Source organism: Streptomyces sp. NPDC023723 (genome assembly GCF_040639815.1).
Classification (GTDB): domain Bacteria; phylum Actinomycetota; class Actinomycetes; order Streptomycetales; family Streptomycetaceae; genus Streptomyces.
The window spans coordinates 1-14,028 of record NZ_JBFAAP010000097.1; the positions used below are offsets into that span (position 1 = coordinate 1).

Here is a 14,028-nt window from a genome sequence, read left to right on the forward strand (position 1 = left end):
GTCGCCGCCGCCTGCCGCCTGCCACCTGCCGCCCGCCGCCCGCCGCCCGCCGCCCGCCGCCCGCCGCGAGCCTCGGCGAACGGGCGCCGGCTCAGGGCTTGCGGGCGATGCCCGCGTAGAACAGGTCCGTGGCGGCGGTGGCGGGCTGGGCCGGGGCGGGGTCGGGCCGCCACCGGGCGCCGGGGACCAGACCCGGGTCGACCAGTTCGAGGCCGGTGAAGAACCGGCTGATCTCGGCGTGGCTGCGGACGGTGAGGAAGACACCGCGGTCCCGGTAGACCTGGAGCGCGCGGGCGGTGCTGTCCGGGTCGAAGTCGGCGGTGGTGTGGGACAGCACCAGGTGGCTGCCGGGGGCGAGGGCCGCGAGGAGATGGCCGACCGTGTCGTGGGCGGCGTCGTCGGGCAGGAAGTGCAGCAGGGCGATCAGGGACAGTCCGACCGGCCGGGACAGGTCCAGGGTGCGGGCCGCCGCCTCGATGATGGCGCCGGGGTCGCGGGCGTCGGCCTGCACGTAGTCGGTGGAGCCCTCGGGGGCGCTGCGCAGCAGGGCCTGGGCGTGGGCGAGGACGATCGGGTCGTTGTCGACGTAGACCACTCGGGCCGCGGGGGCGGTGCGCTGTGCCACCTCGTGCAGGTTGGGGCTGGTGGGGATGCCGGTGCCGATGTCGAGGAACTGCCGTACGCCGGCCTCCTCGGCCAGGAAGCGGACTGCGCGGTGCATGAACGCCCGGTTGGCCAGGGCGGGGCCGCGGCCGTGCGGGAGTCCTCGCAGGACGCGTTCGGCGGCTTCCGCGTCGACCGGGTAGTTGTCCTTGCCGCCCAGGTAGTAGTCGTACATCCGGGCCGGGTGCGGCCGGGAGGTGTCGATCCTGATCCGTGGCCCGTGGGTCTCGGGGGTCCCGTGGGTGTCGTGCGTCATGACCGCCTCGCCGCTTCAAGGGGTGGATACCGGCGGGAGTGAATGTATCGCTGTGCGCGGGGCGGGAGTTGGCGGGCGGAGGTTCCGGCGCGGGCCGATCGCGTACGCGTCCGCCTCGGGGGTCCGCCCGTAATCGGGGTCCGCCCGTAATCTGGGTCCGCCCGTAATCTGGGTCCGCCCGTAATCTGGGCGCATGGCCCGAACGCCGCAGGAGCACAGTCCGCAGGAGCCCGTGCGAGGACCGGAACAGGGACCCGTGCGGGTCCTGCTCGCCGAGGACCAGAACATGATGCGCGGCGCGCTCGCGCTGCTGCTCGGCATGGAGGCGGACCTCGAGGTGGTCGCGCAGGTGGCCGCCGGTGACGCCATCGTCGAGGCGGTCCTCGCGCACCGCCCGCACGTCGCCCTGCTCGACATCGAGCTGCCCGGCCGCAGCGGCCTGGACGCCGCCGCCGAGCTGCGCGAACGGGCTCCCGAGTGCCGGGTGCTGATCCTCACCACCTTCGGCCGGCCCGGCTACCTGCGGCGCGCGATGGAGGCCGGCGCCGCCGGTTTCCTCGTCAAGGACGGCCCCGTCGAGGAGCTCGCCGGCGCGATCCGCCGCGTCCTGGCCGGCCAGACCGTCGTCGACCCGGCGCTGGCCGCCGCCGCGCTCGGCGCGGGCCCGAGCCCGCTGACCCCCCGCGAGTGCGACGTGCTGGCCGCCTCCGCGGACGGCGCCACCGTCGCCGACGTCGCCGCCGCGCTGCACCTGTCCGAGTCCACGGTCCGCAACTACCTCTCCGCCGCCATCGGCAAGACCGGCACCCGCAACCGGACGGAAGCCCTGCGCGAGGCCCGCCACCAGGGATGGCTCTGAAGCGGGCAAGGGCGGCCCTAAAGAGCAGGTAAAGAATTACTTAGGGACCCGAAGCAACGGAATAGGTGCTTCGGCATACGGAGTTGGGCATACACACATCCCGCACGCCCACGCACTCACCTGCTCGCACCCGTCCCGGAGGACCGCACTCAATGAGCCACACGACGACCGACGAACCCACCAGGAGGGCGACCGGGGCCACCGTCCCGGTCCTCGCCTTCGCGGGCATCGTCGTCGCGGTGATGCAGACCCTGCTCGTCCCGGTCATCAAGGACCTGCCCCAACTCCTGGAAACCACGCCCAGCAACGCCACCTGGGTCCTGACCTCCACCCTGCTGTCCGGAGCCGTCGCCACTCCGATCATGGGCCGCCTCGGCGACCTCTACGGCAAGCGGCGGATGCTGATCCTCAGCCTGTCCGTGATGGTGGTCGGCGCGCTGGTCAGCGCGTTCACCGACGCCCTGCTCCCGATGATCGTCGGCCGTACCCTCCAGGGCTTCGCGATGGGCGCGATACCCCTCGGCATCGGCCTGATGCGCGACATGCTGCCGCGCGAGCGGCTCGGCTCGGCGATGGCGCTGATGAGCTCCTCGATCGGCGTCGGCGGCGGCCTCGCGCTGCCCGCCGCCGCCCTGGTGGCGCAGCACGCCGACTGGCACGCCCTGTTCTACGGCGCCGCCGGCCTCGGTGTGCTGTCCATCGCCCTGACCCTGACCGTCGTACCGGAGTCCCCGCTGCGCGCCAAGGGCACCTTCGACCTCCCCGGCGCCCTCGGCCTCACCGTCGGCCTGGTCCTCTTCCTGCTGCCCATCACCAAGGGCAGCGACTGGGGCTGGTCGTCGCCCACCACCCTCGGCCTGTTCGCCGCCGCCGTCGTCGTGCTGCTGCTGTGGGGCCTGATGGAACTGCGCGTCAAGGCGCCCCTGGTGGACCTGCGCACCACCGCCCGCCGCGAGGTGCTGCTCACCAACCTCGCCTCGATCATGGTCGGCGTCAGCTTCTACGTCGTCTCCCTGGTGCTGCCCCAGCTCCTCCAGCTGCCCGCCGCCACCGGCTACGGCCTGGGCCAGTCGATGGTGGTGGCCGGCCTGTGCGTGGCGCCGCTCGGCCTGACCATGATGTTCACGGCCCCGGTGTACGCCCGTCTGTCGGCCCGCTACGGCCCCCGCACCACCCTGATCATGGGCCTGGTCGTCATAGCGGTCGGCTACGGCGGCGGGCTCGGCCTGATGAGCGCCGCCTGGCAGACCATCGTCACCTCGGTGCTGCTCGGCGCCGGTATCGGCCTCGCCTACTCCTCGCTGCCCGCGCTGATCATCGGCGCGGTCCCGGCGTCGGAGACCGGCGCGGCCAACGGCCTGAACACCCTGATGCGGTCCATCGGTACGTCGGTGTCCAGCGCCGTCATCGGCATGGTGCTGGCCAACACCGCCAACGACGTCGGCGGCGTCGCCGTGCCCACCATGCACGGCTTCCGCGTCTCGTTCCTGATCGCGACCGCCGCGGTCGCCGCCGGTCTGGTGTTCGCGTTCTTCCTGCCCCGGCGCCGCCCCGCCGGCCACACCCAGCTGCGCGCGAGCAGCGCGGAGGACGCCAACCTCGCCCGCGCCGAGGAAGTACTGCGCGGCTTCCGGGGCCGGGTGCTGGCCGCCGACGGCGCGCCCGTGGCCCGTGCCAAGGTCACGCTGATCGACCGGCACGGACGGCAGGCGGGCTCGGCGCTGTCCGGGTCCGACGGCAGCTACACGCTCGCCGTGCCGGCCGGCGGCCCGTACGTCCTGGCCGCCCGCGCCGCCGGACACGGCCCGCTCGCCCACTCGGCGACCCACACCGGCACCGGCCACCCGGTCGATCTGGACCTGGCCCTGCCGGGCGAGACGGTCTCCGCCTGAGCCACCGGCGCACACCGCACCCCCTGTCGCCCGCCGCGGCCGGGGGTGCGGCAGCATGGGGCGACGTCACCCCGTACCAACGGGACATCACCGCCGTACCACCACCGGGACGTCACCCTCGTACCACCACCGGGACGTCACTCCCGTACCACCACCGGAAGGACCCGCATGGCCGCGGCACCCGAACCCGCCGTCCTGAAGGCTTTCGAGGCCGCGAAGGGCTTCATGCCCCTCGACGAGGGGCTGGCGCTGTACGCGGCGGCCGTGGACGCGGCCCGGCTCGGGCTGCCGCTGCTGGAGGTCGGCACCTACTGCGGACGCTCCACCCTGCTGCTCGCCGACGCGGCCCGCGCGGCCGGGACCACCGCCGTCACCGTCGACCACCACCGCGGCAGCGAGGAGCAGCAGCCCGGCTGGGACTACCACGACCCGGAGACCGTCGACCCCGAGCTGGGCGTGATGGACACCCTCCCGGCCTTCCGCCGCACCCTGTACCGGGCGGGCCTGGAGGAGCACGTGATCGCGCTGGTCGGCCGGTCCCCGCGGATCGCCGCGCTCTGGCGCTCCCCGCTCGCCCTCGTCTTCATCGACGGCGGCCATACCGACGAGCACGCGAGCGCCGACTACGAGGGCTGGGCCCCCCGGTTGGCCGAAGGCGGGCTGCTCGTCATCCACGACGTCTTCCCGGACCCGGCGGACGAGTTCACCGGCCAGGCCCCGTACCGGATCTGGCTCAGGGCGCTCGCGTCCGGCGCGTTCACCGAGGTCTCGGCGACCGGCTCGCTGCGCGTGCTGCGGCGAACGGAGGCGGGGAGCCGGGGGCGGCGTTAGAGTCGCGAACGTGTCGTACACAGGCCCGGAGTTCGATCCGCACCGCCCCCCGTCCCGCCGTTCGCCGCTGCGCCGGCCGCTGACCGTGGCACTGGCCGCGCTCGTGCCGGGCGCGCTGCTCGGGTGGGGGGTGTACGCGGCGGTCGGCGCGCCCGGCGGTGGCGACGACCGGGCGGCATCCCCCGCCACGGCCACCCGCCCGGCCGCCGGCTCGGCCGCCCCGAGCGACGACGCCAAGGACCCGGCGGCCACGGAACCGGCCGCGCCCGCCGCCCTGAAGGGCAAGGTCGTCGTCATCGACCCCGGCCACAACCCGGCCAACTTCCAGCACCCGACCGAGATCAACCGCAAGGTGGACATCGGCACCAACTGGAAGGAGTGCGACACCACCGGCACCGCCACCGACGACGGCTACGCCGAGGCCGACTTCACCCTGGACGTGGCGCACCGGCTGCGCGACCTGCTGCGGGCGCAGGGGGCCACGGTGAAACTGACGCAGGACGGCGACCGGGAGTACGGGCCCTGCGTGGACGAGCGGGCCCGGATCGGCAACGAGGCGGGCGCGGACGCGGCGATCTCGATCCACGCCGACGGTTCGGCGGCCGGACACCGCGGCTACCACGTGATCCTGCCGGGCGCCGTGCACCAGGGCGCCGCCGACACCCGGGCCGTCGTCGCCCCGTCCGCCGACCTCGGCGAGCGGGTCGCGGACGGCTTCGGACGGCGGACGGGCACCGCGCCGGCCAATTACCTCGGCGACGGCACCGGCCTGGTGACCCGCACCGACCTGGGCGGTCTCAACCTGTCGAAGGTCCCCAAGGTGTTCCTGGAGTGCGGCAACATGCGCGACGCCGCGGACGAGGAACTGCTGACCAGCGGCGCCTGGCGGCAGAAGGCGGCGCAGGGGATCTCTGAGGGAATCGTGAGTTTCCTGCGCGGGTAGCGATCAGGCCCGTATCCCGGCGGACAGTGCGAACGTGCGGAGGATAGTGTCGTCCGTTGACGACGAGACGACGACCCGAGAAGGACCTGAAGTGAATATCCGCTCCCTCACTCGAGGCGACGGCGTGGTGATCGTGGCAGCGGTGTTGCTGTTGATCGCGTCGTTCCTCGACATCTACTCGATCGAAGGCGCTCCGGACAGCGCCGAAATTCCCAGTCTGTGGGGCAGCGGGCCGATCGTGCTCGGGGTAGTCCTCGCGGGCGTCATCGGCGCCGCACTCGTCGTCGTGGCCCGCACCCTGCCGCAGCCCCGCAAGGTCGCCGGGCTGGACCTCGGCCAGTTCGGCGTCGCCTTCACGGTGTTCGCCGCCTGGTGCGCGCTGGGCAACGTGTTCGACCCGGCCGGCGCGTTCGACAACGACGGCGGCGGGGAGGGCATCGGCGCGGGCACCGGGCTGATCCTCGCCCTGGTCGCCACGGTCGTCATGGCCGCCGCCGCGATCGCCACGCCGCTGATGCCGGCGCTCAAGGGCGCACTGCTGCCGGCGCCGCGTCCGGCCCAGCCGCAGCCGTACGGCGGTCAGCCGCAGGGCGGGTACGGCTACCCGGGCGCCCAGCAGCAGCCGTACGGCGGGCAGCCGGGTCCGGGGCAGCCGGGTCAGCCGGGTCAGCCGGGTCCGGGGGCGCCCTACCCGGGTGCGGGTCAGCCGCAGCCCCAGCAGGCTCAGCAGGCCCAGCCGCAGCCCACGCAGGCCCAGCCGCAGCCGCAGCCGGCCGGGGACTTCGCGCCGTTCTGGTTCGCGGTGCCGGTGCCGCGGCCGCTGTTCGCGGAGGACGGCTCGCCGACGCCGATCGCGGAGCTGGCGCCGGGCACCTGGTACCTGGCGGTCGAGCAGCGCGGTCCCGGTCTGGTCGCCCAGACGCAGGACGGCCGCCGCGGCGTGCTCCAGGACACCTCGGGCATCCAGCGCGGCTGAGTGCTCGTCCTACGGCCCCTCACCTTCGGGTGGGGGGCCGTCGGCGTGTGCCGTCAACTCCGGCCGGACGGCGCGGGTTTCAAACAAACTTGCGGGGCCAGACGGTAGGCATGTCTCGCTATCGTGGTTCCAACTCCGCCGGGACGGCCGTCGCGGTGATCGCGGACATCATGGCCGTCATCCTCGGACTGTGGATTCTGATGTATCTGCTGGACGCGAACCGGGCCAACGACCTGGTCCAGTTCATCCATGACGCGGCCGCCTGGCTGGCAGGCTGGTCGCGCGACCTGTTCACCTTCGACGAGGCATGGGCACGGGTGGTGGCCGGTTACGGGCTCGCCGCCATCGTGTACCTGTTCATCGGCCACGCCGTGGCCAACCGGCTGCACCGACACTGAGCCGGGCTCCCGGCCCTCACCCCGCCGCCGCGCACCGGTCGCGCGACCTGGAGGGCTGGGGGTGCCCCCCAGAGTGCCTGTTCAACGGCCACGCCGTGGCCAACCGGCTGCACCGGCACTGAGCCGGGCGCCCGGTCAGGCGCAGCAGTCCGGGTCCAGACCGCGCGGCAGGCGGTCGCCGCCGAAGACCTGGCAGGTCGCCTCGTGGCCGCCGAGCGCGGCGACGGCGAGCAGCAGGGAGCCGGCCGTCCAGGTGGTCAGCTCGCGCGGCCAGATCGCGGCGTCCTCGAAGACGTACCCGGTCCAGTACAGGCCGGACTCCGCGTCCCGCAGGTGCTGGATGGACTGGAGGACCGACAGGGCCCGGTCGGACTCGCCGATCGCCCACAGGGCGAGGGCGAGTTCGGCCGACTCGCCGCCGGTGACCCAGGGGTTGGGCACGACGCAGCGCACCCCGAGGCCGGGGACGACGAAGCGGTCCCAGCCCGCTTCGATGCGGGCCGCGGCCTCGGCGCCGGTGAGCGCGCCGCCGAGGACCGGGTAGTACCAGTCCATCGAGTAGCGGTCCTTGTCGAGGAACCGCTCGGGGTGCCGGCGGATCGCGTGCCGCAGTGCGCCGGCCGCCAGTTCCCAGTCGGGCTGCGGCTCCTCGCGCTGCTCGGCGACGGCCAGCGCGCAGCGCAGCGCGTGGTGCACGGAGGAACTGCCGGTCAGCAGCGCGTCCGTGGCCCCGGTGCCGTCGTCGGCGCGCCGCCAGCCGATCTGGCCGCCGGGCCGCTGGAGCCGCAGCACCCATTCCACCGCCGCGTACACGGTGGGCCACATCCGGTCCAGGAACGCGTCGTCGCCGGTGGAGAGGTGGTGGTGCCAGACGCCGACCGCCACGTAGGCGACGAAGTTGGACTCCCGGCCCCGGTCGGTGACCTCGGCGGCGTCGCCGTCGGCGTAGGCGGCGTACCAGGAGCCGTCCGGGTTCTGGTGCCGGGCCAGCCAGGCGTAGGCCCGCTCGGCGGCCTCGTGCTCACCGGCCGCGTCCAGCGCCATCGCGGCCTCGACGTGGTCCCAGGGATCGAGGTGGTGGCCGCGGAACCAGGGGATCGCGCCGTCCGCGCGCTGGACGGCGAGGATGCCGCGCACGGTGATGGCGGCCTCCTCGGCGGTGAGTACCCCGGGCAGGATCAGGTGTTCCGTCCGGGGCGTCGTCACGCGGCGCCCACCGGCGGCAGGTGCGGCTTGGTCGCGTACGCCACGAAGCTCTTGCCGATCAGCGGGTTCAGCGCCTGCTCCGCGACCCGGGTGGCCAGCGGCTTCTTCATGATGTCCCAGACCAGCAGCTTGTGGTACGCCTGCACCGGCAGCGCCTTGTCGTTGTCGACGCCGAACGCGCACTTCAGCCACCAGTACGGCGAGTGCAGCGCGTGCGCGTGGTGGGTGCCGTAGGGCTTGAGGCCGGCCTCGCGGATCTTGCCGAGGAGTTCGTCGGCGCGGTAGATGCGGATGTGGCCGCCCTCGACCTCGTGGTAGGCGTCGGACAGGGCCCAGCAGACCTTCTCGGGGCCGTAGCGCGGCACGGTGACGGCGATCCGGCCGCCGGGCCTGAGCACCCGGACCATCTCGGCGAGCACGCCCTTGTCGTCGGGGATGTGCTCCATCACCTCGGAGATGATGACGACGTCGAAGGACTCGTCGGGGAACGGCAGGGCCAGCGCGTCGCCCTCCATCGCGGTGGCGGTGGCGCCCTCGGGGGCCTCGCCGGCCTCCGCCATCGCCGCGAACCACTTGGCCACCTCGCGGATCTCGTCGCCGTTCTGGTCCAGGGCGACGACCCGCGCGCCGCGCCGGTAGCACTCGAAGGCGTGCCGGCCGGCGCCGCAGCCGAGGTCCAGGACACGGTCGCCCGGGGCGAGCGGGAACCGGGAGAAGTCGACGGTCAGCACGTGGTCCTGCTTTCGTGTTCTTCCGGGGCCGCCGGGCGGCCCGGGTCGGGGGCGGCTGGGCGGCCGGGCGTACCGGGGTCTTGGACCGTCGCGCGGCCGGGCGTACCGGGGTCCTGAACCGTCCCGCGGCCGGGCGTACCGGAGCCCTGGACCGTCCCGCGGCCGGGCGTACCGGAGCCCTGGACCGCCCGGGGCCCGCTGGACCGAGCGATGGCCTCGCGGTACCGGGCCACCGTGCCCTGCGCCGCGCGGGCCCAGGTGAAGCGGTCCAGGACCCGGTCGCGGCCGGCCGCGCCGAGCCGGGCGCGCAGCTCCGGGTCGCCGAGCAGCCGGTTCAGGCCGGCCGCCAGCGCGCCCGCGTCGCCGGGCCGCACCGCCAGGCATGTCTCGCCGTCGGGTCCGGCCACCTCCGGGATGGCCCCGCCGGTGGTGGCCAGCAGCGGCGTGCCGGTGGCCATCGCCTCGGCGGCGGGCAGCGAGAACCCCTCGTACAGCGACGGCACGCACGCCACCTCGGCCGAACGCACCAGGTCGACCAGTTCGGCGTCGGAGATCCCCTTGACGAACTCGACGGCGCCTTCGAGTCCGTACCGTTCCACCGCCTGCGCCACCGGCCCCTCGGCGGGACGTTTCCCCACCACGACGAGGTGGGCGTCGGGATGCTCGGTGCGGGTCTTGGCCAGCGCCTCGACGAGGAAGACCAGGCCCTTGAGCGGCACGTCCGCGCTGGAGGTGGTGACGATCCGCCCCGGCACCTTCGGCACCGCCGGGTCGGGCGAGAACAGGTCGGTGTCGGCGCCGATGTGCACGACGTGCACCCGGTCGGGCCGTACGCCGAGATGGTCGACGATCTCCTGCCGGGAGGAGCCGGAGACGGTGAGCACGGACGGCAGCCGGCGGGCGACGCGCTTCTGCATGCGGGTGAACGCGTACCAGCGGCGCACCGAGTACCGGCGCCGCCGGCTGCCCGCCGCGTCGAGTTCGAGCCGCCGGTCCACGGTGATGGGGTGGTGGACGGTGGTGACGAGCGGGGCGCCGACGTCGCCCAACAGCCCGTAGCCGAGCGTCTGGTTGTCGTGCACGACGTCGAAGTCGCCGCGCCGGGCGCGCAGATGGCGGCGGGCGCGCAGCGAGAACGTCAGCGGTTCCGGGAAGCCGCCGGTCCACATCGTGCCGACTTCCAGGGCGTCGATCCAGTCCCGGTACTCGTCGCGCCCCGGGGTGCGGAACGGGTCGGGCTGGCGGTAGAGGTCGAGGCTGGGCAACTCGGTGAGGGAGAGCCCCGGCAGGCCCGCGTCGAGCACCGGGTACGGCTGGGCGCCGATGACCTCGACGCTGTGGCCGAGCCGGGCCAGTTCGCGGGAGAGGTGGCGGACGTAGACGCCCTGGCCGCCGCAGAACGGGTTGCCCTTGTAGGTGAGGAGCGCGATGCGCAGCGGTCGCTCGTCCTGACGGGGCTCCGTCCGACTGCCCTCAGCGGTCACTCCGGTCCCCTTCTGCCCGCACGGTCCCGCGAGACTACGCCGGGACGGTAATCTAGAACAAGTTTCAGACTTGATCGTTCAGAGGCTCCGAATCTACCCGCAAGTAAGAATGCTGCGACCAGTGGATCAGGTGATTCACGCCACGGAGGCCGAGGTGAGCGAGGTGAGCAAGGTGGCCACCGCGACCGGCGGGCACAGGCCGGCCGCGCCCGCCCGCACCGAACGGCAGGAGGAGCGCCGCCGCCGCATCCTGACCGCGAGCGCCCAACTGGCCGGGCGGGGCGGGTTCGACGCGGTGCAGATGCGCGAGGTCGCCGAGGTCTCGCGGGTGGCGCTGGGCACGCTGTACCGGTACTTCCCCTCCAAGGTGCATCTGCTGGTCGCCACCATGCAGGACCAGTTGGAGCATCTGCACGGCACGCTGTGCGGGCGGCCGCCGGCCGGGGCGACGGCCGGCGAGCGGGTGACCCGGACCCTGATGCGGGCCTTCCGCGCGCTGCAACGCGATCCGCAGCTGGCCGACGCGATGGTCCGGGCGCTGATCTTCGCCGACCGGAGCGTGTCGGCCGAGGTCGACCGGGTCTCCCGGCAGACCACGGCGATCATCCTGGCCGCGATGGGGACCGCGGAGCCGACGCCCCGCCAGCTCGCGGCGGTCCGGGTCATCGAGCACACCTGGCACTCGGCCCTGATCACCTGGCTGTCCGGCCGGGCGACCATCGCCCAGGTGCGGGCCGACATCGAGACGGCGTGCCGGCTGATCGACCTGACACCCGTTCCTGACGCCCGTCACACATCCGGGTAAAGTAGCCAGGTCGTATCACGCCCGTACGGGGAAAGCCGGTGCGATTCCGGCGCTGACCCGCAACCGTGAACTCTCCAAGCCAGAGAGTGCAGCCGGATCGCCCGGACGGGACCGTGACCGGCTCACGTGCCCGGCACCCGCCGAGGCGCGGGCACCGTCGAGGCATACGGGGCCGAGCCGCCCGGGGGTGCCCCGTGCCGCCCGTCCCCGCACAGGGAAAGGCACCCGCCGCTCATGAACGTCCGTCGCCGCAGCGCCGTGGCGCTGGCCGCCATAGCCGTGGTCGGCGCCGCCGCCGTTCCCGCGGTGGCCGCCGGCCCCTCCCCCGCCCTCCCGCAGGGGCTGTTCGGCACCGCCGACCCGACCTACGACGGGGTCTGGCGGCAGTCCCTCGCGCTGCTCGCGCAGGACACCCAGGACCTCACCCCGGCGCCGTCGGCCGTGGCCTGGCTCACCGGGCAGCAGTGCGCGGACGGCGCCTTCGCGCCCTACCGTGCCGATCCGGCCGCCGACTGCACCGCCAAGACCCCGGTCGACACCAACAACACGGCCGCCGCCGTCCAGGCGCTCGCCGCGCTCGGCGGCCACGGCGACGCCGTGGACTCCGCCGTGACCTGGCTGAAGTCCGTGCAGAACAAGGACGGCGGCTGGGGCTACTCCCCCGGTGGCGCCAGCGACGCCAACTCGACCTCCGTCGTCATCGGCGCGCTCACCGCCACCGGCGGCGATCCCGCCGAGGTCGTCAAGAACGGCCGGTCGCCCTACGACGCGCTGCTCACCTTCGCCCTCCCCTGCGCCAAGGACGGCGGCGCCTTCGCCTTCCAGCCGGACCAGGACGGCAAGCTCACCGCCAACGCGGACGCCACCGCCGCCGGAGTGCTCGGCGCGCTCGGCAAGGGCCTGACCGCCGAGGCCGGCCAGGCGGCGGGCGCCGCCGAGTGCGCCGCCGCCGACAGCCCGGCACAGGCCGCCGCCAACGGAGCCGCCTACCTCGCGGGCGCCGTCGCGAAGGACGGGCACCTGACGTCCGCGCTGGCCGGGTCCGAGGACCAGCCGGACTACGGCAACACCGCCGACGCCGTGCTCGCGCTGGCCGCGCAGGGCGGCGCCGAGCGGGCGGCGAAGCCACTGGCCTGGCTGGAACGGCACGCCGGGGACTGGGCGAAGCAGAGCGGTCCGGCCGGCTACGCCCAGCTGATCCTGGCCGCGCGCGCGGCGGGCGCCGACCCGGCCGACTTCGGCGGCACCGACCTGGTCACGGCGCTGAACGCGACCGGGCCGAGCCCCGAGAAGCAGGACACCGAGGCGGACGAGAAGCCGGCAGCGGAGAGCGACTCCCCCTTCGGCACCTGGTGGTACGTCGGCGTCTTCGCGGTCGTCGGCGTCGGCATCGGCTTCCTGATCAGCAACCGGAAGCGGCAGCCGTGATCCGCCGGGCCGCCCTGCCGGCCCTGGCCGCGCTGCTGCTCGCCGTCGGCGCGGGGCCGGCACAGGCCGCCGGGTACCGGTACTGGTCGTTCTGGGACCGTGCCGGCGGCCATTGGACGTACGCCACCCAGGGTCCGTCCACCGCCCGCCCCGACGACGGCGACGTCCAGGGGTTCCGGTTCGCGGTGAGCGAGGACTCGGGGGACGCGACCCGGCCGCGCGGTACGGCGGAGTTCGCGGCGATCTGCGCGCAGACGCCCGCCCGGGAGGGCAGCAAGCGGGTGGCGCTGGTGCTGGACTTCGGTACGGCCGCCGACGCGCCGTCCGGCGAGACCCCGCCCGAGCGCCGCACGGCCTGCGCCCGGGTCGACGACGCGGCGACGACCGCGGACGCCCTGGCCTTGGTCGCGAAGCCGCTGCGCTACGACACCAACGCGCTGCTGTGCGCCATCGCGGGCTACCCGCGGACCGGCTGCGGGGAGGCGGTCGCGGACGGGCAACCGGACGAGCAGCCCGCCGAGGAGCCGGACGGGCAGCCGGCCGCCGATCGCCCCGCGAAGGACAGCGGTCCGTCGGTCGGGCTGATCACCGGCGGCGCCCTGGTGGCGGTGCTCGGCGCGGCGGCGGTGTGGCAGGCGAGGCGGCGCCGCGATGGCGAGTGAGGACGGCGCCACGCATCCCGGCGCCTGGTGGCTGTGGGCGCTCGGCCTCGGCACCGCCGCCACCCGCACCACCAACCCGCTGCTGCTCGGGCTGCTGCTGGCCGTCTCCGGGTACGTGGTGACGGCCCGCCGCCCGCCCGCCCCCTGGGCCCGTTCCTACGGCGCCTTCGTCAGACTCGCCCTGGCCGTGCTGCTCATCCGGCTGCTCTTCACCGTCGCCCTGGGCTCCCCGATCCCCGGCACCCACGTCCTCGGCACGCTCCCCGAGGTCCCGCTGCCCGACTGGGCGCAGGGCATCCGGCTGGGCGGCCGGGTCACCGCCGAGGCACTCGTCTTCGCCCTCTACGACGGTCTGAAACTGGCCACCCTCCTCATCTGCGTGGGCGCCGCCAACGCCCTGGCCAACCCGTCCCGGCTCCTCAAGTCCCTGCCCGGCGCGCTGTACGAGGCGGGCGTCGCCGTGGTCGTCGCGCTCACCTTCGCGCCGAACCTGATCGCGGACGTCCAGCGGCTGCGCGCCGCCCGCCGGCTGCGCGGCCGTCCCGACCGGGGCGTACGGGGTCTGCTGCACGTCGGCCTGCCGGTGCTGGAAGGCGCCCTGGAGCGGTCCGTGGCGCTGGCCGCCGCGATGGACTCCCGGGGGTACGGCCGCACCGCCCGCGTCCCGGTCGCCGTGCGCCGGGTGACCGCCGCGCTCACGCTCGGCGGGCTGGTCGGGGTCTGCGCGGGGACGTACGGGCTGCTGACCGCGGCGGGCGGCACCTACGGGGTGCCGGTGCTGCTGGCCGGGCTGGCCGCCGCGCTGGGCGGGCTGTGGCTGGGCGGCCGCCGGTCGGTGCGGACCCGGTACCGCCCGGACCGCTGGGACCTGCGGGCCTGGCTGGTCGCCGGGTC

At 74.4% G+C, this 14,028-nt stretch carries 14 protein-coding genes and 1 riboswitch; of the genes, 10 read left to right on the forward strand and 4 right to left on the reverse strand.

What is annotated here, in order from left to right:
- Positions 1-91: 91 nt before the first annotated feature.
- A complete protein-coding gene (locus tag AB0G32_RS39485; protein WP_361175580.1) occupies positions 92-919 on the reverse strand; it encodes an SAM-dependent methyltransferase in 828 nt (275 codons plus the stop codon).
- A gap of 193 nt (positions 920-1,112) precedes the next feature.
- On the opposite strand from AB0G32_RS39485, the gene AB0G32_RS39490 reads away from it, so the two are divergent.
- The 6 genes from AB0G32_RS39490 to AB0G32_RS39515 all read left to right on the forward strand — a co-directional run bounded on the left by AB0G32_RS39490 (position 1,113) and on the right by AB0G32_RS39515 (position 6,818).
- On the forward strand, positions 1,113-1,778 hold the full coding sequence (locus AB0G32_RS39490) for a response regulator transcription factor (RefSeq protein ID WP_361175583.1): 666 nt from the start codon (positions 1,113-1,115) through the stop codon (positions 1,776-1,778).
- A gap of 152 nt (positions 1,779-1,930) precedes the next feature.
- Positions 1,931-3,670: an MFS transporter gene (locus AB0G32_RS39495; RefSeq protein ID WP_361175586.1), complete on the forward strand. Its 1,740-nt coding sequence runs from the start codon at positions 1,931-1,933 to the stop codon at positions 3,668-3,670.
- A 168-nt stretch (positions 3,671-3,838) separates the two neighbouring features.
- Positions 3,839-4,501, forward strand: coding sequence for a class I SAM-dependent methyltransferase (locus AB0G32_RS39500; RefSeq protein ID WP_361175589.1), 663 nt, complete (start codon positions 3,839-3,841; stop codon positions 4,499-4,501).
- Positions 4,502-4,511: 10 nt separating this feature from the next.
- Positions 4,512-5,444: an N-acetylmuramoyl-L-alanine amidase gene (locus AB0G32_RS39505; RefSeq protein WP_361175592.1), complete on the forward strand. Its 933-nt coding sequence runs from the start codon at positions 4,512-4,514 to the stop codon at positions 5,442-5,444.
- 91 nt (positions 5,445-5,535) lie between these two features.
- The gene (locus AB0G32_RS39510; protein ID WP_361175595.1) at positions 5,536-6,420 is read left to right on the forward strand and encodes a hypothetical protein; all 885 of its coding nucleotides are present in this window, start codon (positions 5,536-5,538) and stop codon (positions 6,418-6,420) included.
- Between the two features lie 110 nt (positions 6,421-6,530).
- A complete protein-coding gene (locus AB0G32_RS39515) occupies positions 6,531-6,818 on the forward strand; it encodes a hypothetical protein (RefSeq protein ID WP_361175598.1) in 288 nt (95 codons plus the stop codon).
- Between the two features lie 135 nt (positions 6,819-6,953).
- Here the strand turns inward: AB0G32_RS39515 and AB0G32_RS39520 are convergent, their stop codons facing one another.
- Genes AB0G32_RS39520 through AB0G32_RS39530 form a run of 3 tightly spaced genes read right to left on the reverse strand, consistent with a single transcriptional unit; the run spans position 6,954 to position 10,239 of the window.
- A complete protein-coding gene (locus AB0G32_RS39520; protein ID WP_361175601.1) occupies positions 6,954-8,024 on the reverse strand; it encodes a prenyltransferase in 1,071 nt (356 codons plus the stop codon).
- The gene (locus AB0G32_RS39525; RefSeq protein WP_361175603.1) at positions 8,021-8,755 is read right to left on the reverse strand and encodes a methyltransferase domain-containing protein; all 735 of its coding nucleotides are present in this window, start codon (positions 8,753-8,755) and stop codon (positions 8,021-8,023) included. The genes AB0G32_RS39520 and AB0G32_RS39525 overlap by 4 nt, the downstream gene beginning before the upstream one ends.
- Entirely contained in the window at positions 8,749-10,239 is a 1,491-nt protein-coding gene (locus tag AB0G32_RS39530) for a glycosyltransferase family 4 protein (protein ID WP_361175606.1), read from the reverse strand. Before AB0G32_RS39530 ends, AB0G32_RS39525 begins: the two co-directional genes overlap by 7 nt.
- Before the next feature lie 172 nt (positions 10,240-10,411).
- Here AB0G32_RS39530 and AB0G32_RS39535 point away from each other — a divergent pair, with 172 nt between their 5' ends.
- From AB0G32_RS39535 to AB0G32_RS39550, 4 genes are all read left to right on the forward strand, one after another.
- Positions 10,412-11,044 (forward strand): TetR family transcriptional regulator, encoded by a 633-nt coding sequence (locus AB0G32_RS39535; RefSeq protein WP_361175618.1) that lies wholly within the window; start codon positions 10,412-10,414, stop codon positions 11,042-11,044.
- A riboswitch (cobalamin riboswitch) is annotated at positions 11,035-11,164 on the forward strand. It overlaps the preceding gene by 10 nt.
- Positions 11,165-11,278: 114 nt before the next feature.
- Positions 11,279-12,472: a prenyltransferase/squalene oxidase repeat-containing protein gene (locus tag AB0G32_RS39540; RefSeq protein ID WP_361175609.1), complete on the forward strand. Its 1,194-nt coding sequence runs from the start codon at positions 11,279-11,281 to the stop codon at positions 12,470-12,472.
- Complete coding sequence (locus AB0G32_RS39545) at positions 12,469-13,134, forward strand: SCO2322 family protein (RefSeq protein ID WP_361175612.1); 666 nt, start codon at positions 12,469-12,471, stop codon at positions 13,132-13,134. The genes AB0G32_RS39540 and AB0G32_RS39545 overlap by 4 nt, the downstream gene beginning before the upstream one ends.
- The coding region (locus AB0G32_RS39550) for an energy-coupling factor transporter transmembrane component T (protein ID WP_361175615.1) at positions 13,124-14,028 on the forward strand (905 nt) is incomplete at its 3' end. The genes AB0G32_RS39545 and AB0G32_RS39550, both read left to right, overlap by 11 nt.